Source organism: Stenotrophomonas sp. CASM101 (assembly GCF_049384845.1).
GTDB classification, from domain to species: Bacteria; Pseudomonadota; Gammaproteobacteria; order Xanthomonadales; family Xanthomonadaceae; genus Stenotrophomonas; species Stenotrophomonas hibiscicola.
In genome coordinates this window covers 14,775-36,632 of record NZ_JBMRFR010000011.1, presented here as the reverse complement: position 1 = coordinate 36,632, position 21,858 = coordinate 14,775, and the positions used below count along the sequence as shown (strand labels likewise).

Annotated in this window: 20 protein-coding genes; 11 read left to right on the top strand and 9 right to left on the bottom strand. The window is 65.6% G+C overall.

The window, feature by feature from the left end:
* Positions 1–25: 25 nt before the first annotated feature.
* Complete coding sequence (locus tag VG543_RS14930) at positions 26–1,012, top strand: HNH endonuclease (RefSeq protein WP_423178685.1); 987 nt, start codon at positions 26–28, stop codon at positions 1,010–1,012.
* Here the strand turns inward: VG543_RS14930 and dcm are convergent.
* Positions 916–2,160: a DNA (cytosine-5-)-methyltransferase gene (dcm, locus tag VG543_RS14925; protein WP_323153601.1), complete on the bottom strand. Its 1,245-nt coding sequence runs from the start codon at positions 2,158–2,160 to the stop codon at positions 916–918. The genes VG543_RS14930 and dcm overlap by 97 nt on opposite strands.
* Before the next feature lie 391 nt (positions 2,161–2,551).
* Positions 2,552–5,239, bottom strand: coding sequence for a pyruvate dehydrogenase (acetyl-transferring), homodimeric type (gene aceE / locus VG543_RS14920; protein ID WP_012478970.1), 2,688 nt, complete (start codon positions 5,237–5,239; stop codon positions 2,552–2,554).
* Between the two features lie 566 nt (positions 5,240–5,805).
* Here aceE and VG543_RS14915 point away from each other — a divergent pair.
* From VG543_RS14915 to VG543_RS14905, 3 genes are all read left to right on the top strand, one after another.
* Positions 5,806–6,366: a PadR family transcriptional regulator gene (locus VG543_RS14915; protein ID WP_423178686.1), complete on the top strand. Its 561-nt coding sequence runs from the start codon at positions 5,806–5,808 to the stop codon at positions 6,364–6,366.
* Between the two features lie 60 nt (positions 6,367–6,426).
* The gene (locus tag VG543_RS14910) at positions 6,427–7,224 is read left to right on the top strand and encodes a siderophore-interacting protein (protein WP_423178687.1); all 798 of its coding nucleotides are present in this window, start codon (positions 6,427–6,429) and stop codon (positions 7,222–7,224) included.
* Between the two features lie 326 nt (positions 7,225–7,550).
* On the top strand, positions 7,551–7,952 hold the full coding sequence (locus VG543_RS14905; protein ID WP_423178688.1) for a hypothetical protein: 402 nt from the start codon (positions 7,551–7,553) through the stop codon (positions 7,950–7,952).
* A 175-nt stretch (positions 7,953–8,127) separates the two neighbouring features.
* On the opposite strand, the gene VG543_RS14900 is transcribed toward VG543_RS14905, so the two are convergent.
* Positions 8,128–8,835 carry a YceI family protein gene (locus tag VG543_RS14900; protein ID WP_164111312.1) on the bottom strand — a complete coding sequence of 236 codons (708 nt, stop codon included), beginning with the start codon at positions 8,833–8,835 and terminating at the stop codon, positions 8,128–8,130.
* An 86-nt stretch (positions 8,836–8,921) separates the two neighbouring features.
* Positions 8,922–9,512: a malonic semialdehyde reductase gene (locus VG543_RS14895; RefSeq protein ID WP_423178689.1), complete on the bottom strand. Its 591-nt coding sequence runs from the start codon at positions 9,510–9,512 to the stop codon at positions 8,922–8,924.
* Positions 9,513–9,638: 126 nt separating this feature from the next.
* Here VG543_RS14895 and VG543_RS14890 point away from each other — a divergent pair, with 126 nt between their 5' ends.
* The 6 genes from VG543_RS14890 to VG543_RS14865 all read left to right on the top strand — a co-directional run bounded on the left by VG543_RS14890 (position 9,639) and on the right by VG543_RS14865 (position 13,587).
* Positions 9,639–10,598, top strand: a complete 960-nt coding sequence (locus VG543_RS14890; RefSeq protein WP_155028860.1) for a mitochondrial fission ELM1 family protein — start codon at positions 9,639–9,641, stop codon at positions 10,596–10,598.
* Between the two features lie 152 nt (positions 10,599–10,750).
* Positions 10,751–10,981 carry a hypothetical protein gene (locus tag VG543_RS14885; protein WP_005415044.1) on the top strand — a complete coding sequence of 77 codons (231 nt, stop codon included), beginning with the start codon at positions 10,751–10,753 and terminating at the stop codon, positions 10,979–10,981.
* A 48-nt stretch (positions 10,982–11,029) separates the two neighbouring features.
* The gene (locus tag VG543_RS14880) at positions 11,030–11,881 is read left to right on the top strand and encodes a DUF2145 domain-containing protein (protein WP_423178690.1); all 852 of its coding nucleotides are present in this window, start codon (positions 11,030–11,032) and stop codon (positions 11,879–11,881) included.
* A 19-nt stretch (positions 11,882–11,900) separates the two neighbouring features.
* Complete coding sequence (locus VG543_RS14875; protein ID WP_031269949.1) at positions 11,901–12,404, top strand: hypothetical protein; 504 nt, start codon at positions 11,901–11,903, stop codon at positions 12,402–12,404.
* A 34-nt stretch (positions 12,405–12,438) separates the two neighbouring features.
* The gene (locus VG543_RS14870; protein ID WP_423178691.1) at positions 12,439–12,951 is read left to right on the top strand and encodes a hypothetical protein; all 513 of its coding nucleotides are present in this window, start codon (positions 12,439–12,441) and stop codon (positions 12,949–12,951) included.
* A gap of 75 nt (positions 12,952–13,026) precedes the next feature.
* Positions 13,027–13,587 (top strand): queuosine precursor transporter, encoded by a 561-nt coding sequence (locus tag VG543_RS14865; RefSeq protein ID WP_019662191.1) that lies wholly within the window; start codon positions 13,027–13,029, stop codon positions 13,585–13,587.
* 175 nt (positions 13,588–13,762) lie between these two features.
* Here the strand turns inward: VG543_RS14865 and glnE are convergent, their stop codons facing one another.
* Entirely contained in the window at positions 13,763–16,558 is a 2,796-nt protein-coding gene (gene glnE / locus VG543_RS14860; RefSeq protein ID WP_423178692.1) for a bifunctional [glutamate--ammonia ligase]-adenylyl-L-tyrosine phosphorylase/[glutamate--ammonia-ligase] adenylyltransferase, read from the bottom strand.
* Positions 16,559–16,943: 385 nt separating this feature from the next.
* Here glnE and VG543_RS14855 point away from each other — a divergent pair, with 385 nt between their 5' ends.
* Entirely contained in the window at positions 16,944–18,458 is a 1,515-nt protein-coding gene (locus VG543_RS14855) for an acetyl-CoA hydrolase/transferase family protein (RefSeq protein WP_423178693.1), read from the top strand.
* A 127-nt stretch (positions 18,459–18,585) separates the two neighbouring features.
* Here the strand turns inward: VG543_RS14855 and hglS are convergent, their stop codons facing one another.
* The 4 genes from hglS to VG543_RS14835 all read right to left on the bottom strand — a co-directional run bounded on the left by hglS (position 18,586) and on the right by VG543_RS14835 (position 21,723).
* Positions 18,586–19,950, bottom strand: a complete 1,365-nt coding sequence (gene hglS / locus VG543_RS14850) for a 2-oxoadipate dioxygenase/decarboxylase HglS (RefSeq protein WP_227854375.1) — start codon at positions 19,948–19,950, stop codon at positions 18,586–18,588.
* A gap of 11 nt (positions 19,951–19,961) precedes the next feature.
* Complete coding sequence (locus VG543_RS14845) at positions 19,962–20,441, bottom strand: hypothetical protein (RefSeq protein WP_423181120.1); 480 nt, start codon at positions 20,439–20,441, stop codon at positions 19,962–19,964.
* Between the two features lie 31 nt (positions 20,442–20,472).
* Entirely contained in the window at positions 20,473–21,222 is a 750-nt protein-coding gene (locus VG543_RS14840; protein ID WP_021202954.1) for an HAD family hydrolase, read from the bottom strand.
* An 84-nt stretch (positions 21,223–21,306) separates the two neighbouring features.
* Positions 21,307–21,723 (bottom strand): EF-hand domain-containing protein, encoded by a 417-nt coding sequence (locus tag VG543_RS14835; protein WP_197592849.1) that lies wholly within the window; start codon positions 21,721–21,723, stop codon positions 21,307–21,309.
* Between the last annotated feature and the right edge of the window lie 135 nt (positions 21,724–21,858).

Genomic DNA, 21,858 nt, shown 5'->3' with positions numbered 1-21,858 from the left:
GCGAATCCGCCTGAATGACCCCAGGGTGGATAGTCATATTTATTTAATTCTCACATCACTACTCCTCTTGCCGAAGCCGAAGCGCGAGATTGGTGCGACACCAAGTGGAAAGCTCCAGATTTACAAGGACAACTTCTCGGTTCTTTCTGTTCCATTTGAAGTATCAGAAATAGACGCTGCAGAAATTACCATCTCGCCCACGCAATTGGTTCTGTCCAATTCCAGTTTCGACTCGGGCAGACTTGAAATTATCGAAAGGATGCGAATTGTCATGGCCTGCTGGGATGCGGCATCGCGTCTTGATACCCCACTTGCGAAGGCTCTTGGTAGACATCAGCAATCCGTACACGACCAAGACCTTCCTGGCATTATGTCAGCAGCTCAGGACATACGCGTCAGCATCAGAGAAGTCGATGATCCACTTCGCCATGTAATTAGAACGATTGGACTTGAAAACAGAGAAGAGCTGATGTGGCTTGGGGTTCACACGACGAGCGTTGAGGAAGCGCTAGCGTTGGGCGAGGAGACTCTTGAAGAGCTTCGAGAGGCCGCTAGAAATCGCCAAAAAACTTGGCGATTGGCCGCACTAAGAGGATCCGCAGGAAAGAGTTTTAGATTGAATGTAAAGATGGCCTACGATCACACGTGCCTATTTACTGGCATCCGTCTCCCTAAAATCCCGCTCACGGGCAGCTCCGGTGTTGACGCAGCCCATATTCTACCCTGGGCAGAATATGAGCTAAATTCAATTAGTAATGGACTATGTCTGAGCAAGCTATGCCATTGGGCATTTGACTCGGGAATTCTCATGCTTCATTTCTCTGAGAAAGATGAGAAATATCGCGTCAGCATCACCGAAAAAGCCGAAGAAGCTGAATCAAACGGGTTAATTCAGCTCGGCAGCTTCAGATCGATTCAAGGAGTGGTCTCTAGCTCATTGCTCCCCAAGTCAAAAGCCAACTGGCCAAGTGCAAAATTTCTCAGCGCATTCAATGAGGCATCCAACTTCTGATCATCCTCGGGGAAATCTCTTGATTCGAGATAGCGGCGTATTCTAAGCGCAAGCCATTCAGCAACAGGAGGAGTTACCGCATTACCTAGTGCGTGATAGCGAGCAGAATCCAGGTCATCTGAAGTCAGACTAGTTTCAACTGGAATAGTCCACCCCTTCGGGAATGCCATAACACCTTCGCATTCACTCGGTATGAGGCGCCGGATTTCACCTATTTTCGGATAGCAGACGTAGTTTCTGCTCCAGTCCGTGCCTGTATGCCGAGCGGACGTCGCATACAAGCAATAGGCAAGGGCCTGGATTACGGGGCCTTCTCCGAAAGGATCTCCAATGATCTCCTGAAATGAGGCCGCAGATTCCTTCCCATTCGATCCGCTCTTCGAATTATTCCCCTTGCGGCATTCGGACTCAAAAAGTATTTCTCCGGGACCTCTCCCGTCTCCACGACACCCAACAATGTAGACCCTCTGCCTTGACTGGGGTACTCCGAAGTATTTGCTGTTAAAAGTACGCCATCCGACAGAATACCCGAGCTCGGCCAACGTTGAGAGCACGAGGCCAAAATCTTTTCCTCCGTGGGAGCTGAGAAGGCCCGCAACGTTTTCGAGGAGAATAACTCTGGGGCGGCCCTCTCCAACCAGTCGAGCAAACTCATAAAAAAGTCCGGACTTACTGCCTCGGAGTCCATCTCTCTTACCCATTCGAGCAAGAGAGAGGTCTTGACACGGGAATCCTCCGACCCAAACGTCTGATTTTTTGATGTCGTCATTTGTCAGCTTTGTTATATCTGAATGCTGAGGGACTGCCGGCCAATGTTTTTTCAAGATCGACAGACAAAAAGGCTCAATTTCGCATTGCAAGGAGATGTCGAAGCCCGCAGCCTCAAAGCCTATATCAAACCCGCCAATTCCTGAAAAAAATGAAGCCACAGAGTAGGCAGATTTGTCAGAACTCTTGCGAACTCCCTCTGAAACTACCGCATCACTCCTGCCCTTCGCATAATCTCTTATGCGATCAATATCCTGCTCTGTAAATACGCGCCAGTTGTTACGATCCCTACCAACGTCTTTGACTTTTCCGCTAATTAGCCAACGCTTTAGAGTCACAGCTGATACGCCGACTGCCTGCGCTGCTTGATTGAGGTTCATTCGACTGCAGCTCTTTTAAACAACGGGGTGGACAACCCATATCAACCCGTATCATTACACAAAAATGGTCGGACAGATAGACGTCCGTTGACCCAAGCCAGCTTCTATCCCAATTAGGGTGTAAGAGCCTAGTTCAACCCACTCTCAGAAGATGAGACTGGGTAGTGACTGATAGTTGGGGAGTCAAGACAAGCCTTGCCGCAGGGTCCAATCAACACTGCGTGTACTGACCCAACACGCGCCGCAATCTCGCCCAGCGTCCAAATTCGACAGAGGGCGAACTAAGCACCGTTCAACCTGAAGTAGGTCGGCATTGTTAGCTATTCCCATGCCGGAAAAAACATGGGCGTCCCAAGGACGCCCATGTCCCAACTCAGCTGTTCAAACAGCTTCAAACCCCAACAGGATTAGCCTTCTCCGGATCAATCTTGTACTGCTTGATCGCCCGAGCCACATCCTTCGCGGTCATCTTCCCTTCCTTCGCCAGCGCCGCAATCGCGGCATGGGCGATGTAGTACCGATCCACCTCAAAGAACCGGCGCAGGTTCGCACGCGTATCCGAGCGGCCGAAACCATCCGTACCCAGCACGGTGTACGACATCGGCACGAACGCGCGAATCTGGTCCGCATACGCACGCACGTAGTCGGTGGCGGCAATCGCCGGGCCCTGGCGACCTTCCAGCAGCTCGGTCACGTAGGCCTTGCGCTGCTCACCTTCCGGATGCAGGCGGTTGGCACGTTCCACGTCGAAACCATCGCGACGCAGTTCGTTGAAGCTCGGGCAGCTCCAGATATCGGCGGTCACGCCGAAGTCCTTGTCCAGCAGCTCGGCGGCAGCAATGGCTTCGCGCAGGATGGTGCCCGAACCCAGCAGCTGCACGCGCAGCTCGCCCTTCTTCGGCTTGCCGGCGTCGGTCAGCAGGTACATGCCCTTGACGATGCCTTCGGCCGCGCCTTCCGGCATTTCCGGGTGGGTGTAGTTCTCGTTCATCAGGGTGACGTAGTAATACTCGTCCACCTGGTCTTCCATCATGCGCTTGGTGCCGTGCTGCAGGATCACCGTCACTTCGAAGCCGAAGGTCGGGTCGTAGCTGCGCACGTTCGGGATGCCACCGGCCACCAGATGGCTGAAGCCATCCTCGTGCTGCAGGCCTTCACCGTTCAGCGTGGTGCGGCCGGCGGTGCCACCCAGCAGGAAGCCGCGGGTACGCATGTCGGCGGCCTGCCAGGCGATGTCGCCCACGCGCTGGAAGCCGAACATCGAGTAGTAGATGTAGAACGGCAGCATCGGCACGTTGCTGACCGAGTAGCTGGTCCCGGCGGCCATCCACGAGCTGATCGCACCCGGCTCGCTGATGCCCTGCTGCAGCACCTGGCCGCTCTGGTCTTCGCGGTAGAACATCAGCTGGTCGGCGTCGACCGGCTTGTACTTCTGGCCGAACGGCGCGTAGATGCCGATCTGGCGGAACAGGCCTTCCATGCCGAAGGTACGGGCTTCGTCGGCCACGATCGGCACGATGTGCGGGCCCAGTTCCTTGTCGCGCAGGGTGATGTTCAGGCTCTGCACGAAGGCCATGGTGGTGGAGTAGCTGCGCTCGCCGCTGCTCTTCAGCAGGCGCTCGTAGGCTTCCAGCTTCGGCGCCACGAAGGTCTTGTCGGCCTTGCGGCGGCGCTGCGGCAGGTAACCGCCCAGCGCGGCACGGCGTTCCTGCAGGTACTGCACTTCCGGCGAATCCGGGCCCGGGTGGTAGAACGGCACCTGGCCGTCGGCCAGCTGCGCGTCGGTCACCGGAATGTTGAAGCGGTCGCGGAAGTGGCGCACCGCTTCGTCGTCCAGCTTCTTGGTCTGGTGGGTCGGGTTCAGTGCCTCACCGGCGCTACCCATGCCGTAACCCTTCACGGTCTTGGCTAGGATGACGGTCGGCATGCCCTTGGTGTTCACGGCCTGGTGGTAGGCGGCGTACACCTTGTGCGGGTCGTGGCCACCACGGTTCAGGCGCCAGATGTCGTCGTCGGAAAGGCCGGCGACCATCGCAGCGGTTTCCGGGTACTTGCCGAAGAAATGCTCGCGGGTATACGCGCCGCCGAAGGCCTTGCAGTTCTGGTATTCGCCGTCGACGGTTTCCATCATCAGCTTCTTCAGGACGCCATTGGTGTCCTTGGCCAGCAGGGCATCCCAGTAACCGCCCCACAGCAGCTTGATCACGTTCCAGCCGCCGCCACGGAACACGCCTTCCAGTTCCTGGATGATCTTGCCGTTGCCGCGCACCGGGCCGTCCAGGCGCTGCAGGTTGCAGTTCACCACGAAGATCAGGTTGTCCAGGCCTTCACGGCCGGCCAGGGCGATGGCACCCAGGGTTTCCGGCTCGTCGCTCTCGCCGTCGCCGATGAAGCACCACACCTTGCGGTCGGACTTCTCGATCAGGCCACGGTTTTCCAGGTAGCGCATGAACTGCGCCTGGTAGATGGCGGCCAGCGGGCCCAGGCCCATCGACACGGTCGGGGTCTGCCAGTAGTCCGGCATCAGCCACGGGTGCGGGTACGAGGACAGGCCACCGCCGTCCACTTCCATGCGGAACTTGTCCAGCTGCTCTTCGCTGATGCGGCCTTCCAGGAAGGAACGCGCGTAGATGCCCGGGGCGCTGTGGCCCTGGATGAACAGCAGGTCGCCCGGGTGGTTCTCGCTGGGGGCGCGCCAGAAGTGGTTGAAGCCCACGTCGTACAGGGTGGCGCCGGAGGCGAACGAGGCGATGTGGCCGCCCAGGTCACCCGGCTTGCGGTTGGCGCGCACCACGGTGGCCATCGCGTTCCAGCGGATGATCGAACGGATGCGCCATTCCAGCTCGGCGTTGCCCGGGCTCTTGGCCTCGAACTGCGGCTCGATGGTATTGACGTATTCGGTGGTGGGAGAGAACGGCAGGTAGGCGCCCGAACGACGGGTCAGTTCCACCATGCCTTCCAGCAGCTGATGCGCGCGCTCGGAGCCCTCGACATCAATAACGGCCTTCAACGACTCGATCCACTCCTGGGTTTCCACAGGATTCGGGTCGTTGTTCAGCACCTCGTTCAACCAGTTCATTAGCGCTCCCATGACCGCACGCACGCGCGCGACTGTTGTATAGATTTCTAGACCGCAAAGTGTAGCGCACCAAGGGCTTTCGTCACTTGGCTACGCAGGCGTATGGATGCATGCGGCCAGTGTCCGCAAGGCATGTCCCGCCCTGTCCAGCAGCAGGACAGGCCCCTGTTTCCGGCCGCTACGGCCTCTTGCGGCCGGCGCCCCGCTGTCGCATCAGGCCCGCTGCGTCCATGCGCAGGACGCAGTGTTACTACTGCCGATGACGCTTCTGGGGCAGGTTTGGTGTCGGGGGTGGCCGCTTCCGGCGCCGGGCACTGAACCAGCGGCAACATGCCGCATCCGGCACTGGAAGTGCGCCGCTGGCGGCCGCAGGGTAGAGACCGAGTGCTGGCCCCAAGGCCCCGCTCCCTTCCACAGTTGCTGCCGGGGCGCCCTGCAAAGGGCGCCCCGTTTCTGCGCGCGCCGCCCGCCGTGGCCCAAAACAGACCCGCTTGTGGCCGGATCGAGTGTTGTCGCTTTCGACATATCGATATATCGTTTGCACACTCGTTTACCGATATATCGAAATGAGCCGTACCGCTTCTGCCAGAGCCCGTTCCACCGATCCGGATGTGCCGCGCCGCAACGGCCAGCCGCGCGTCCTCAGCCGCGGCGACCTGCGCCTGCTGGTGCTGGCCCTGATCGGCGAGCAGCCTCGCCATGGCTACGAGCTGATGCAGCTGATCAGCAACCAGTTCATGCAGGCCTATACGCCCAGCGCCGGCACCATGTACCCGCTGCTGGCCAGCTTCGAGCAGGCCGGCTGGATCGAGGCCGAGGAAGTGGACGGCAAGCGGATCTTCCGCATCACCGCCGCCGGCGAGTTCGAGCTGAAGGTGCAGCGCACCCAGGTACGCCTGGCGCAGCGGCGTGCCTTCGACCGTGCCCGCGAGATCACCAAGGCCTCGCTGCCGCCGCCGCTGGCCACTGCCCTGCGCGAGTTCAAGCGGGCGCTGGTGCATCACCACGGCCGCTGGGCCGAGGGTGAGGCGGACGAAGTGGCGGCACTGCTGACCCGGGCCTCGGCCCTGCTCAACGGCACTACCGGTGGCGAGAGCCGACCCTTTTCAACGACCCAGCCAGACTGACTCCAGCCAGGTCTCCCCCATGCCGCGCGCCCCCGCGCGACGCCCTTACAGGTAACCCCCATGACCGAACACAACAACACGCGCCTGCGCCTGGATGTGCGCTTCCGTGAACTGACCGTGCTGCGCACTGAAGAGGTCACCCCGCACATGCGCCGCATCGTGCTGGGTGGCGCAGAGCTGGCCGGTTTCGATTCGCCCGGCGCCGACGACCACATCAAGCTGTTCTTCCCCAACGCTGCGGGCGAGATGGTCCTGCCGGTGCTGACCGCCGAAGGCCGCAGCTACCCGGACGGCAAGGAGCCTTCGCCGTCGCGTGACTACACCCCGCGCTGGTGGGATCACGAAACCGGCGAGCTGGCCATCGACTTCGTGCTGCACGACCAGGGCGTGGCCGGGCCGTGGGCCGAGCGCGCACAGCCCGGCGACACGCTGGTGATCGGCGGCCCGCGCGGCTCGTTCGTGGTGGCCGACACCTACGACGCCTACGTGCTGATCGGCGATGAAACTGCGCTGCCGGCCATCGCCCGCTGGCTGGACGTGCTGCCGGAGGATGCCGAGGTGCAGGCCTTCATTGAAGTGCGCGACGAGGACGAGCGCCAGGACCTGCCGCAGTACGAGAACGTGCGCATCCACTGGCTGGAGCGCAACGGCTTTCCGGCGGCCAGCAGTACGCTGCTGGAAGACATGCTGACCGACTTCGAGGCCCCGGACGGCGATGTCTTCTACTGGATCGCCACCGAATCGCGCCGCGCACGGATGATGCGCAAGTTCATCGAAGGCCACCTGGGCGTGCCGCGCGACTGGATTCGTTCCACCGGCTACTGGAAGGCGCACCCGGACGAAACCGACGGCGATTGACCGGGCAGCCGGTGGGTGCGGACCCTGCTTGGTGGGTGCGGACCGTTGGTCCGCACGATGAGCCGAGCATGGGCTCGGCTCTACAGGGGTCATCGGCGGCCATGCACATTCCCTGGTGGGTGCGGACCGTTGGTCCGCACGCCTTTGACTGTGTAGAGCCGAGCCCATGCTCGGCTGCTCTTCGTTCCGCGATCGACGAACCCTCGCGCTGCGCGCGATGAGCCGAGCGTGGGCTCGGCTCTACAGGTATTCCGCCGCCCGGTTCAACGCATCAGCCGCCAAGCAATGCGACAATCGCGCTCCTTTCCTGCAGCAACGAGGCCCACATGGCCAAACTGACCCTGGCCAGCGTGGACGCGCTGCGTACCCGCTTCGCTGATGACGCTGCCTGCGACGCGGCCCTGGCCGGCTTCGCCGACACCACTGCATTGCGCATGCCGCTGCGCGAACTGGTGGAAGCACAGCACCGCTACCTGCAGGCCGAATTCGAAGTGGCGCAGGTGGCCGATGTGCTGCGCCGCGACCAGAAATACGCGCCGGTGGGCCGGCCTTCGGTGCATATCGTGCAGCTACGCAAGCAGCAGGCTGCCACCAAGCAGGCGGCGCTGATCGGCCGCCAGGTGGTGGCGCAGGCGGCGCAGACTTTCGTGCGGGTGAGCGGGATGACGGTGAAGGCCAAGCAGAGCCCCAGCGAGGCGTGCGTGGCATGGTTGGGCGCGTTGCGCTGAGGGATCGTGCGGACCAACGGTCCGCACCCACCAGATGCCGGTTGGCACCTACCGGGTAGTGCCGCCCGCTGGCCGGCAACCCCATCGGCATCGGGCACCTCGCATGCAGAGCCCAAAAAGAAGGCCCGCTTTTCAGCGGGCCTTCTGCCTTCTCACGACGAGTGAGCGGGGTGCATCAAGCCGCCGGCTTTTCGCCGGTGGCTTCGGTGGTGATGCGGATCTTCACTTCATCGCTGACGTTCGGGGCGTAGGCGCCGACGCCGAAATCGCTGCGCTTCAGGGTGGTGGTGGCATCGAAGCCGGCGGCCGGAACCTTGGCCATCGGGTGCTCGCCGCCACCGTTCACGGTCACGTCCAGGGTGACCGGCTTGGTGATGCCCTTGATGGTCAGGTCGCCGGTGACGGTCAGCTTGTTGGTGCCGGCCGCTTCCACCTTGGTGCTCTTGAAGGTGGCATCGGCGAACTTGGCGGCGTCGAAGAAGTCGGCGCTCTTCAGGTGCTCGTCAAACTTGGCGGTGAAGCTGTTCAGGCCGCTCAGCGGCAGCTTCACTTCCACGGTGGACTTGGTCACGTCTTCGGCGTTGTACACCAGGGTGCCTTCAACGTTGCCGAAGTGCGCGCTGGGGTTGGAGAAGCCGAAGTGGCTCCACTGGGCCAGCACGTCGGTGTGGCTCGGGTCCAGCTTGTAGGTGCCCGAGGCGATCTTGATCGCTTCGGCGGCCGGCGCGGCAGCGGCGGCATCGGCAGCCGGGGTGGCGGCCTGCTCGGTGGTGGCCGGGGCGGCAGCATCGGCAGCCGGGGTGGCGGTGTCGGCCGGCTTGGAGCAGGCGGCAATGGCCAGGGTCAGGGCCAGCGGCAGCAGCAGTTTACGGGTGGCGCTCATCTCAGGAACTCTCCGGATCGTAGGGTGGGTACACGGTGCAGCAAGGGCCCGCCGCGGGACGGCAGGCCCGAAACCGATACAGCGACTTACGCGATGCGCGCCGCTTCGTCGAACGACAGGCGCGGCAGACGCGGGAACAGGCCCGCCGGGTCACCGTAACCCAGGTTGACCAGGAAATTCGACTTGATGGCGGTGCCGGCGAAGAAGGCTTCGTCGACCTTGGCCGCATCGAAGCCGGACATCGGGCCGGCATCCAGGCCCAGCGCGCGCGCAGCCAGGATCAGGTAGGCGCCCTGCAGGCTGCCGTTGCGGATGGCGGCTTCGTGGCGGCCTTCCTGCGGGCCGTCGAACCAGGCCTTGGCATCGGTGTGCGGGAACAGGTACGGCAGCTTCTCGTGGAAGTCCAGGTCGAAACCGATGATGACGGTGACCGGCGCGGCCATGGTCTTGGCCAGGTTGCCTTCGGACAGCGCCGGGGCCAGCTTGTCCTTGGCCTCCTTCGAGGTGACGAAGACGAAGCGCGCCGGCGTGGTGTTGGCCGCGGTGGGGCCCCACTTCACCAGGTCGTACAGTTCCTTCAGCAGGCTCTCGGGGACCGGCTTGTCGAGGAAGGCGTTCTGGGTGCGGGCCGTACGGAACAGCTGATCAAGGGCGGCGGCGTCGAGCGCGTGGGACATCGGTGGATCTCCAGGGCGGCGAAAGGAAGTCAGTGCCCGCGGGCGGCGCGGGGCGAAACGACGAGCCGCAGTGTAGAGTGTCGCGACTGTTGCAACACCCAGCAGGGCTGAAACGAATTAATGCCAATGGTGAAACGATCGAGCGCGCCATGGACGGTCACCGACGGCCGTGCGGGCAATGTCCGCCAGGCGGTCGCGCTGGCCTCGGCACTGCGCCAAGGCACCCACCGACCGCTGCTCCTGCAACCGCGCGCACCTTGGCGCTGGCTGTCGCCGCGGCGCCTGCCCGGCGATGTGAATGGCTATGGCGAGGCCTTCGCGACACTGGCTGCCGAGGCCCCGGCGCTGGCGATCGGCTGTGGCCGCCAGGCCGCCGGTGCCCTGCGCGTGCTGCGCGCACGCGGCAGCCAGGTGGTGCAGATCCTCGACCCGCGCATCAGCGCCCGCCATTGGGACGTGGTGGTGGTGCCCGAACACGATGCCCTGCGTGGCAGCAACGTGCTCACCCTGCTCGGTAGCCTCAACCCGGTGGACGACGACTGGCTGGCCTGGGGCCGCGCCGCGTTCGCCGGCTTCAGCACCCTGCCCGGCCCGCGCACCGCACTGCTGGTCGGCGGGCCGACGCCGCTGGCACCGTGGGACGAGACCGCGATGGTCGGCGTATTCCAGGCGCTGGCCGAGCAGATCCGCAATGAAGGCGGCAGCCTGCTGGCAACCACCTCGCGACGCACGCCGCCGGCCCTGGCCGAGATCCTGCGCGCGAAGTTCGCCAACCTACCGCACGTGATCTGGGGCGATGGTGGCGACGGTACCAATCCCTATGGCGGCCTGCTCGGCTGGGCCAACCGCGTGGTGGTCTCGCCCGATTCGGTGAACCTGCTCTCTGAAGCCTGCGCCACGCGCATGCCGGTGATGGTGGCGCTGGCCGAGACCGCGCAGGGCCGGCTGGCCCGCTTCCAGCAGCAGCTGCGCGAGCGCGGGCGCCTGCAGCCGCACTGGCTGGACTGGCAGTACGACCGCATCGAGCCACTGCGCGAGACTGCGCGGGTAGCGGCGGAAGTGAAGCAGCGCCTGGCATTGGGGTAGTGCCGGCCGCTGGCCGGCAACGCTGTGCGCATTACCGAACACTGCCGATGCCGGCCAGTGGCCGGCACTACCGGGATGCACAGCGATTTCTGAACATTTCAATCTGCCCATACCGTTAGAGTCCGGTGCCCCCCACCGGACCGAATGCCTTCATGCGTACCCTGCTCCTGCTGCCCTTGGCCCTGCTCGCCGCGTGTTCGACCGCGCCCACCGAGCTGGACCCGATCTCCTATCAGTGCCAGCAGCAGCTGGACGCGTACCGCGAGCAGCCGGCCTTGCGCGATCCGAAGACGGGCGAGCGCCCGCCGCTGCCGATCGCCCCGATCAGCGATGCCTGCGACAGGGAACTCCAGCGCAAGGGCGTGGATCGCCCGCTGCGCTGAGCAGCGTATGATCGGCGCGCGGGCCTGCCCGCCGCTGAAGGTACCGACATGGATCGTTTTGCCCGCCTGCCCCGTGCCGCGCTGCTGATCGCCAGCCTGCTGGCGACCGCACCGGGCTGGGCCGACAGCACCGCCTGCCGCGAGCGCTACCCGAGCGTGGCGTCGCAGGCGGCGATGCTGGACGTGGCCTGGACCACCGCCGAACGCCTGGACGCGCTGCCCGATGTGGACGTGGTGGTGGCCGCGCGCGGTGGCCAGGACCTGAGCCGCTACGGCCTGCGCCACAGCCACCTGGCCTTCCTGCTGCGCGAGGACGACGGCCGCTGGCGCGCGATGCACCTGCTCAACCGCTGCAAGACCGACAGCTCGCAGCTGTACCACGAGGGCCTCGGCAACTTCGTCGGCGAGAGCGGCGGCCATACCGACCTGCGCATCGGCGTGCCGTCGGCCCCCTTGCGTGCAGCGCTGCGCGCGATGCTGGTGCCGCCCTCGATCCAGCCCAAGGCGCTGCACGAAACCAGGTACAACGTGGTCGCCTACCCGTTCGCCACCGACTACCAGAACTCCAACCAGTGGGTGCTGGAGGTGCTGGCGGCGGCGATGGCGCAGGCCGAAGGCGCGCCGGCCATCGTCAAGCGCGAACAGGCACAGCAGTGGCTGCGCCAGCAGAAGTACCAGCCCAGCGTGCTGCATATCGGCCTCGGCAAGCGCGTGGGTGCGCGCCTGTTCGTAGCCAACGCCACCACCACCGACCATCCAGCCGGCGAACGCATCTCCGGCAACTATTCGGTGGTGACGGTGGAATCGGTGTTCGACTTCCTGCACCAGCGCAGCCAGCTGCAGCAGGAACTGGTGATCCCCCATGTGCCGGTGGCCGGTGCCACTGCCGCCACGCCCTGAATCCCGCAAGGAGAACGACATGCGTCCGCTGCTTACCTCTGTGTTGTCGATGGTGATCGTCACCGGCCTGGCCTGGTCCACGGCCGCCCACGCCGAACGCCGCATCGTGATCATCCACGACCCGGGCCCGCAGGGACCAAGCCTGGAAATGTCCACGCAGATGGTGGCCTCGGCCCGCGCTGCAGCGGCCAAGGAAGCGCAGGATGCCGCCGACGCCGGCCAGCCGCTGGCCCGCCCGCAGCAGATCAAGCTGCCGCAGATGGAGGTGAGTGCCATCTCCACTACCGTGGATGGCCGCCGCGAAGTGCTGCTGCGTGATGCCAACGATCCGCAGAACACCGCATCGATGCAGTATCCGCGCGGCGTCGGCGACCCGGCCGTGCAGTTCACCGTGGGCCAGACCGTGAATTTCGAGCCAACCGGCAACGACCAGGGCTGGCAGCTGAAGGACAACCAGGGCCGCCCGCTGGAGTACCTGCCCGAGGCCACCGGCCCGCGCGATATCTTCGATACCCGGCGCTGAGCCGCCGTCTCCCCCCCCTGACCAGGAGGTCTCCATGTTCCGTTGCCTGCGCGTTCCCGCTTCTGCATTGCTGCTCTCCGCGCTGCTGGTGCCCACCGTCCATGCCGGCGCCGCGCCGCAGTTGAACAGCAGCGAGGCCAGCGTGCTGATCACCTCGCTGATCGTGGTCTCGGTGCCGCTCGCTGCATCGGCGGGCCTGTCCGAACTGTCCAAGGCGCCGTTCAAGGCCAGCGAACGCAACGGCCGGGCCACGCGCACCAAGGCAGTGCCGCTGCCGCCGATGGAGGTGAAGAAGGTGGAGACCACGCCGGAGGGCGAGCGCCAGGTACAGCTGCAGGTGCCCGACAAGGCCGATCAGACCGCCACCCTGCGCTGGCCGGGGCGCGTACATGAAGACCAGACGGCGGCCTTCGTGGTCGGCCAGCGGGTGCATTTCGAGCCCACCGAGGCCGGTGCCGGCTGGACCGCGAAGAGCGCGCAGGGCCAGGCCCTGGCTTACGTCCCCACCGCCTACGCCGCCGGTGACGTGATGAGTGAAGCGCTGTAAAGCTGAACGACCGTTTTTGGTTTTGCCACGGCCCGGGCGGATAATGGGTGATCCCCTTTCTCCCCCTGGCTCGCCATGTCCGTGCGTCCTGCCCCTCTGTTTGCCCCGCTGACCCCGCGCGCCCTGGTGCTGGCGGTACTGGCGATGGGCGCGGTGGTGCTGCTGTCCAACGTGCTGGTGCAGTACCCGATCAACGATTGGCTGACCTGGGGTGCCTTCAGCTATCCGGTCGCGTTCCTGGTCAGCAACCTGATCAACCGCCGCTTCGGCCCGGGCCCGGCGCGCCGCGTGGCGTGGATCGGCTTCGCGGTGGCGGTGTTGTTGTCGATCTGGGTGGCCACCCCGCGCATCGCCATTGCCTCCTGCTCGGCCTTCATCGTGGCCCAGCTGCTGGACATCACCGTGTTCGACCGCCTGCGCCGCGGCAGCTGGTGGCGCGCACCGATGGTGGCCACGACCTGCAGTGCGACGGTGGATACCACCATTTTCTGGTCGATCGCGTTTGCCGGCTCCGCGCTACCGTGGGTGAGCTGGGCCGCCGGGGACCTGGCAGTGAAGCTGGCGATCGGCGTGTGCCTGCTGGCCCCGTTCCGCGCGCTGCTGTGGAAGATGGCGCCGCTGCGCGCCACCAGCTGACCGCCATTGCCCTGGTAGGTGCCAACCTTGGATGGCACATGAGCACGGTAGATGCCGACCGTTGGTCGGCACGCTCCATCAGAGTTCATCACCGCTGACAGATTGTGCCGACCAACGGTCGGCACCTACCAACAGCGGATCATCCCCGGGCAATTGCTCTAATGGGTGCACCCACTCACCCGAACGGCAACGCCGCCGCTCTGCACGCCGCCGTAATCGCCGCACACGCGTCTTCAATCGCGGGCGTAGTCGGTGCCAGTCGCGGGCGCCGGTCCAGCGTGCAGGCCAGGCCTACGTCGAGCAGCGTGGCATGCGCGGTATGCAGTGCCTGCGCGGTGGCACCGGGCAGGAAGCCCGCAACCGCCAGCGCATCTATCAACGACGGTGTATCGCGCGGCTGCAGCAGCGCGGGATGCTGCGCACTACGCGCCAGCACGCCGGTCTGCAGCAGGAACTCCAGGTCCACCACGCCACCGGCACCCTGCTTCAGGTCCAGTCGCGCAGCATCGCTGCGGTCCAGTTCGGTGCGCATGCGTCCACGCATCTTCAACACATCGGCATACAGCGTGGCCGGATCGCGTTCGCGGCCCAGCGTCTGTGCACGCACCTGTTCGAAATCGGCCAGCAGGCTGGCATCACCGGCCACGCCGCGTGCACGTACCAGGGCCTGGTGTTCCCAGGTCCACGCGCGTTCGCGCTGGTATTCGGTGTAGCTGGCCAACGAAGACACCAGTGAACCCTTGCCGCCATCCGGGCGCAGGCGCACGTCGATGTCGTACAGACGGCCGGCGGCGGTGACCGCACCGAGCAGCGCCATCACCTTCTGCGCCAGCCGCGCATACCAGCGCCCCGGTTCCAGCGGACGTGCGCCATCGCTGGCCTCCACGCCGGCCGGATTGTCGTGCAGGAATACCAGGTCCAGGTCGGAACCGAAGCCCAGCTCAAGCCCTCCGAGGCTGCCGTAGCCGATGATCGCGAAGCGCCCACCAGGAATCACGCCGTGTGCCGCGCGCATGTCCGCTTCGGCCATCGCCAGCACGGTGGTGACCACCGCCTGGGCCAGCTCGGCCAGTTGCCGCGTGCTGTCCACTGCGCCCTGGCGACCGTCCAGCGTGGCCATCGCCATGCGGAAGCTGAGCGCCAGCCGCGTCTCGTTGAGCCAGCGCAGTGCGGATTCGGGGTCTTCCACCGCCAGCACCTGCTGGCACTCGGCCAGCATGCCGGACGCATCGGGCATCGGTCCGGACACGCGCACGTCCAGCAGTTCGTCCAGCAGCAGCGGGTACGCGGCCAGCCGCTCAGCCAGCAGCGCGCTGCGCGCCAGCACATCCACCAGCCGCGCCAACGCGCTCGGTTGTTCGTCCAGCAGCGCGAGATAGCTGGTCCGGCGCAGCACCGCCTGCAGCAGGCCAAGCACGCGCTTGAGCGCGGCATCGGGTTGCGGCGAGCGCGTGGCCGCATGCAGCAGCGCCGGCAGTACGCGATCCAGCCGTGCACGTGCGGCGTCGGACAGGGACTTCACGCCGGTGCCCTGGGCGAAATCGCGCAGCGACTGATCGGCGCCATTGGCATCGAGGAAACCGGCTTCCGCCAGCAACGGCGCGTTGCTGCCCTCGGGCAGGCTGCGCCAGTAGTTGGCCAGCGCGTCGGGCGCAGCCTGGCCCTTGCGCGGCGCCAGCAGCGCGGCGAATTCGGTGCTGACCCGCTGCTGCTGTTCGGCCAATGCCGCGCGCAGCACGTCCCAGTCCGGGTAGCCGAGGCCGACGGCGATGCGCGCGCGGTCCAGCGCGTCGCTGGGCAGCACGTGGGTCTGCGCATCGCGCAGCATCTGCAGGCGGTTCTCCAGCCGGCGCAGGAACAGGTAGGCCTCGCGCAGCGCACTGCCGTCCCCGGGCGCGATCTGCCCCGCAGCCACCAGCGCGTCCAGTGCCACCAGCAGGCGGCGCTCGCGCAGCGCAGGTTCGCGGCCACCGCGGATCAGCTGCAGCGCCTGGCACAGGAACTCGATCTCGCGGATGCCACCGGCGCCGCGCTTGATGTCTTCGTGCAGCTCGCGGCGCGCGACTTCGGCGGTGATCGCTGCCTTCATCTCGCGCAGGCCATCGAGCGCAGTGAAATCCAGGTAGCGGCGGTACACGAACGGGCGCAGGGTCTGCAGCCACGCTTCACCGGCCTCGATATCACCGGCGACCGCGCGCGCCTTCAGCCACGCATAGCGCTCCCAGTCGCGGCCTTCGCGCTGGAAGTACTGGTCCATCGCCGCGAACGACAGCGCGACGCGGCCGGCGCTGCCGAACGGGCGCAGGCGCAGGTCGACGCGGTGGCTGAAGCCATCGACGGTGGTTTCGTCCAGCAGCTTGGCCAGGCGCTGGCCGAGGCGGGCGAAGTACTCTTCGGCGGCCAGCGCGCGCGGGCCGTCGGATTCGCCGCCGTGCGGGTAGGCGTAGACCAGGTCGATATCGGAACTGAAGTTGAGCTCGCCGCCGCCGAGCTTGCCGAGGCCGAACACCACCAGCTGCTGCGCGGCGCCTTCGCCATCGCGGACCACACCTTGGCGCTGGGCGAATTCCTGCTGCAGCGCGTCCAGCGCCAGCCGCAGGCAGTCCTCGGCCAGGATGGTGGCGCCAGCCAGCGTCTGCGCCACGTCGTCCAGCCCAGCCAGGTCGCGCCAGATCAGCCGCGTCGACATGGCAGTACGCCAGCGCCGGATCTGCGCCGGCCAGTCGCTGGGCTGCAGCGGATCGAGCACCGGTGGTGGGATCGGCGGGCAGCCGGGGGTAGCCAGCTGCGCCAGCAGCGCCGGTTGCCGCACCAGGGTGTCCAGCGCGAAGTCGCTGGCCACCGCCAGTCGGGTCAGCAGCGGCAGCAGTTCGGCAGGAACGGGCTCGGGCAGGACCTGGGCCAGGCGCGCCAGGGCGCGGTCGACAAGGGGCTGCAGGGAGGCGGGCAGGTCAGCGGGGGCGAGGGTCATGGGCGGATTGTATCGACCCGGTCGGGACGCGACGGACCCGGTAGTGGCGGCCGCTGGCCGGCAGATCCCATGATCCTGCCGAAGGTTGCTGCAGTCGCCGGCCAGCGGCCGGCACTACCGATAATGGAGGCCGCGCATTCATACTGGGCGACAGGCAATAAAAAAGCCCGCTTGCAGCGAACTGCCAGCGGGCTCTGCTCCCTCCCCCACGTCGGGATGCAGGGCCATCGTGCGGGCTGCGAAAGCACTTTGCACGCTGCACTGCAAAACAGAACCGATGGGTATGGGTGAGCCCCTTGGGGGAAAAGCCATTCCACGAAGGTAGAACCCCCCGTACGGATGAGGATGGCCGATAATCGGGATTCCCCCCAGAAACACTGTCGTCATGTCTGTTGATCGCATCGCCAACGCGCGTCTCCGTGACCGCGTGGTCTCCGCCGAGGCCGCAGCCGCGCTGATCCAGCCCGGTGAAACCGTGGCCATGAGCGGCTTTACCGGCTCCGGGTATCCCAAGGCCGTTCCCGTGGAACTGGCCCGCCGCATCGAAGCGGTGCACGCCCAGGGCAATCCCTTCCAGATCAAGCTGATGACCGGCGCGTCGACCGCGCCGGAACTCGATGGCGCGCTGGCCAAGGCCGATGGCATCGCCATGCGCATGCCGTTCCAGAGCGACCCGGACGCGCGCAACCGTATCAACGAGGGCAAGCTGGATTACATCGACATCCACCTCAGCCACGTTGCCCAGCACGTGTGGTTCGGCTTCTACGGCGAGATCGATACTGCGGTGATCGAAGTCTCGGCCATCCGCGAAGATGGCTCGCTGGTGCCCTCCACCTCGGTCGGCAACAACAAGACCTGGTTGGACCTGGCGAAGAAGGTGATCGTCGAGGTCAACGAATGGCAGCCGGCCGGCGTCGACGGCATGCACGACATCTACTACGGCACCGCGCTGCCGCCGCACCGCAAGCCGATTCCGCTGGTGAACGCCAACGACCGCATCGGCGACACCGCGCTGCGCTGCGACCCGGACAAGATCGTGGCCGTGGTGCGCACCAACGGCCCGGACCGCAACAGCCCGTTCAGCCCGATCGATGCAACCAGCGAACAGATCGCTTCGCACCTGATCGAGTTCCTCAAGCACGAGGTGAAGAAGGGCCGCCTGCCGGCGAACCTGCTGCCGCTGCAGTCGGGCGTGGGCAACATCCCCAATGCCGTGCTGGCAGGCCTGGCCAAGAGCGGTTTCCGCGACCTGGCCGCGTTCACCGAAGTGATCCAGGACGGCATGCTCGACCTGCTGCGCGATGGCGTGCTGAGCTACGCCTCGTGCACCGGCTTCGCGCTGAGCCCGCAGGCCAACGAGACGTTCAAGGAGAACATCGATTTCTACCGCGAGCGCATCATCATGCGTACGCAGGAAATCTCCAACCATCCGGAACTGGTGCGCCGCCTGGGCTGCATCGGCATGAACGGCATGATCGAGGTGGACATCTACGGCAACGTCAATTCGACGCACGTGATGGGCACGCGCATCATGAACGGCATCGGCGGTTCGGGTGACTTTGCCCGCAATGGTTTCCTGTCAGCGTTCCTGAGCCCGTCCACCGCCAAGAACGGCACCATCTCGGCGATCGTGCCGATGGCCAGCCATGTCGATCACACCGAGCACGATGTGTCGGTGATCGTCACCGAACAGGGCCTGGCCGACCTGCGCGGGCTGACCCCGCGCAAGCGCGCGCAGGTGCTGATCGACAACTGCGCGCACCCGGATTTCCGCCCGCAGTTGCAGGATTACTTCGACCGTGCCAGCCGCGAGAGCTACGGCAAGCACACCCCGCATCTGCTGCCGGAAGCGCTGTCGTGGCACGAGCGCTGGCTGGATACGGGAACGATGAAGGGCTGACCCCGGGTCCGGACATCGGGTAGAGCCGGGCGCTGGCCGGCTGTAGGGGAAGCCCGCCTCCCCATCCCCCCGCCCAGCGCCCGGCTCTACCTCACACGGTGCGCCCGGCCAGCGGCCGGCTCTACCTTCACGCGGTGCGCAGCGCCGCCAGCGATTCGGCCTGCAGCCGCTCGTAGATCTCGAACTCGTCGTTCACCGCCACGCCCAATGCCTGCTCGAAGGCCTCGCGGTTGGCATGCGCGGCATAGGCGCGCTGTTCTTCGCCACCCAGGTTCGACTGGAAAATGCCTGCGGCGCTGACCGGCAGGAAATCCTCGTATACGATCGGGTCAGCCGTCGCCAGGCCGGCGGCCACCAGCACTTCAGCGGGAAGATCGGCCACGCGCTCCGGCGCGGCGCGGCCGGCGTCGGTCAGCTGGTAGCGGTAATACCCCAGGCCTTCCTGGCGCAGCGTGTCATGGTCATCCGGGAAGCTGGCGAACACCGCCTGCAGGCGCTGGCCGTAGTCGCCGCCGGTGCTGCCTTCGCCACCGGCGTCGCGGGCCTGCGACAACAGTTGGTCGTACAGCGCGCGGCCCTTCGGGGTCAGCGCCAGGCCGCGTTGTTCGATCTCGCCGAAGCGCGCGGTATGCGTGCCGGCGTCACCACCTTCGGCATCCGGGAAATGAACGGCTTCTTCCAGGGCCTTGAAGCTGGTCTGGCGCAGCAGGATCGGGCAGGCACGGCGCGGCGGACCTTCGATGACCGCCTTGGCCGCCATGCCGTGCTCGATCATTGCCGCCTGCGCCGCGTCGATGTCCAGCGTGCGCGGGGTCAGGTGGTTGATGTGCGGGCCACGGAAGCTGACCACGTCGGCCACCAGCCGGTGGGCGTTGTGCAGCGCGCGGTAGGTCGGCAGGTCGACCGTGGCGTCACCATGCCAGCGGAAGGTTTCCAGTGCTTCATCGACGAAGCGCTCGGCATCGGCCTGCGACAGGCCGCCGTCACGCTCGGCCTGCTCGATCAGTGCCAGTGCGCCGTCGGTAAAGATGCGGCGGCGTGACAGGATCTTCGCCGACTCGGCACGCAGCGCTTCATCTTCGATCAGTTCCAGGCGCAGCAGCGAGGTGAACACGCGGAACGGATTCTGTGCCAGCGCCGCGCCGGTGAGTGGGCGGAACGCGGTGGAGTGCACCGGCACGCCGGCCACCGACAGGTCGTAGTAGCCGACGGGGTACATGCCCATCACCGCGAACAGGCGGCGCAGCGTCGCCAGCTCCTGCGCGGTGCCGACGCGGATCGCGCCATGACGCTCTTCATCCAGCCGCGCACGCTCGTCGTTGCGCTGCAGCTGCGCGGCCAGCGCCGGGTCATGGGCAAGCACCTGCGCGTTGATCCGCTCCACCAGTTCCACCAGCGTGCCGTACAGCGGCACTTCGGTGCGGTACATGCGGGACATGGCCTGCGCGAACAGGCGGCGGATCACATCAGGCGAAACGAAAGAGGCGCTCATCAGTCACTCGATTACGGGAACGGGGAACAGCTCGGACCCGTATTGTCGCCGGAGCGCCCGGCGGCGGCGATACGCAGAGCAACATAAGGAAACCGGTAGTGCAGATTGTCCGGCTTGGTGGGCATGCGCTTGACCACCGCCTCCCAGCCGCCCTCCGGGTCCTGGCTGAAGGTACGCACGCTGTCGCGGCAGGTCTGGCCACTGGCCTTGGCCCAGAAGCAGGCGAAATAGATGTCTCCGGCCTGCCAGCCGTGGGTGGTGAACAGCGCGCTGATGTAGCCACGCGGCACGTCGGCATAGCGCGACACTTCGTCGAGGAAAGCGTCGGGGTAGCGTTCGGCGTAATGGTTGATGTCCCGCAGCTGGGCATCGACCCAGCTGTCGCCGGTGTCCACTTCGTAGGCGCTTGAGCGCTCGGCGGTCTGCTGGGCCAGCACGGTGGCCGGCGCCAACAGCAGGGACAACATCAGCGCGCGCAGTCGGTGGTTCATGCTCCGATTCTGCCGCAGCCGACGGGCCCTGTCAGGCCGCAGCGGCCTTGGCCTCGATCGCCGCCAGTGCGGCCGGCCAGTCGTGGGCGGTATCGGCAGTGACCATGCGCGGTTCGTCGTCGGCCACGCCATGCTGGGTCTCGTGGGCCCAGGTCACTGCGTACGGGGTATGCACGCCCCAGCCACCCAGGGTGACCACCGGCTCGATGTCCGAGCGCAGCGAGTTGCCGACCATCACGAAGCGCTGCATCGGCAGGTCGAATTCGGCCAGCACGCGGGCGTAGGTCTCCGGGTCCTTCTCGGAAACGATCTCGATGCGCGGGAAGAGCTCGGCCAGGTTGGCGACCTTGATCTTCGCTTCCTGGTGGAACAGGTCGCCCTTGGTGATCAGCACCACCGGGTAGTGCTCGGCGATGGCCGCGACCGCTTCGCGCACACCGTCGATCAGCTCGACCGGGTGGCGCAGGGTGTCGTGGCCAATCTCCAGGATGCGCTGGATGTCCTTGGCCTCGATGCGCTGGCCGGTGATGTCGATGGCCGCTTCGATCATCGACAGGGTCATGCTCTTGACGCCGTAGCCGAAGGTGCCCAGGTGGCGCTGCTGCACTTCCAGCAGGTGGCGCGCGGTCTGGGTGTCATGCACGTCGACGTAGCGCGACAGCAGGTCAAGATAATCCTGCTCGGCCTTGCGGTAGTAGTCCTCGCTCTTCCACAGCGTATCGTCACCGTCAAAACCGACCAGGCCGATGGCGCGCGACGGCGCAGGCGTGGAGGTGTTCATCGCGCAAGGATACAGGGGCCGTGGTGACGAAAAAAACCCGGGCGGCCGAAGCCGCCCGGTTTCCCATACGCCCCGATACGGGTCTTACCTGCCCTGCGCACCCTGCGCTGCGCCGCCGGCGCCGGCCTGCTGGGCGGCCACATAGGCCTTGTACTCATCGGCGCTCAGCTCACCGTCCTTGTTGGTATCGGCCTGGTCGAACACCTGGGCCAGGCCGGCGTTCACCTGCGCCTCGGTCTTGCTGATGGTGCCGTTGCCATCGGTATCGATGCTGGCCCAGGTCTGGCCACCGCCGTTGGCCTGGGCCGAGGCCGATGCGGCCGCATTGGTTGCCTGGTCAGCCGCCTGGCCCGCCTGTGCCGCTGCCTGCTGCGCCTGGGCGGCCTCGTTCTGTGCCTGCGCGGCCTGCTGCTTGGCCGACTGGGCCATCGCCGGGATGGCCAGCACGCTGCCGGCGGCGACGATCAGGGCGATCAGGGGCTTGCGGTTGCGAATAGTCATCAGGGGTGTCTCCTACCGATTGGGTGGTGTTGCGCGGCGTGTTGATTCCGCACGGCACCTACCCTGCCACCGCGTTTCTGAATCGATTTTGCGCCGCGACCGGCGCCCACACGCGCGATTAACCACTGGCCTCCA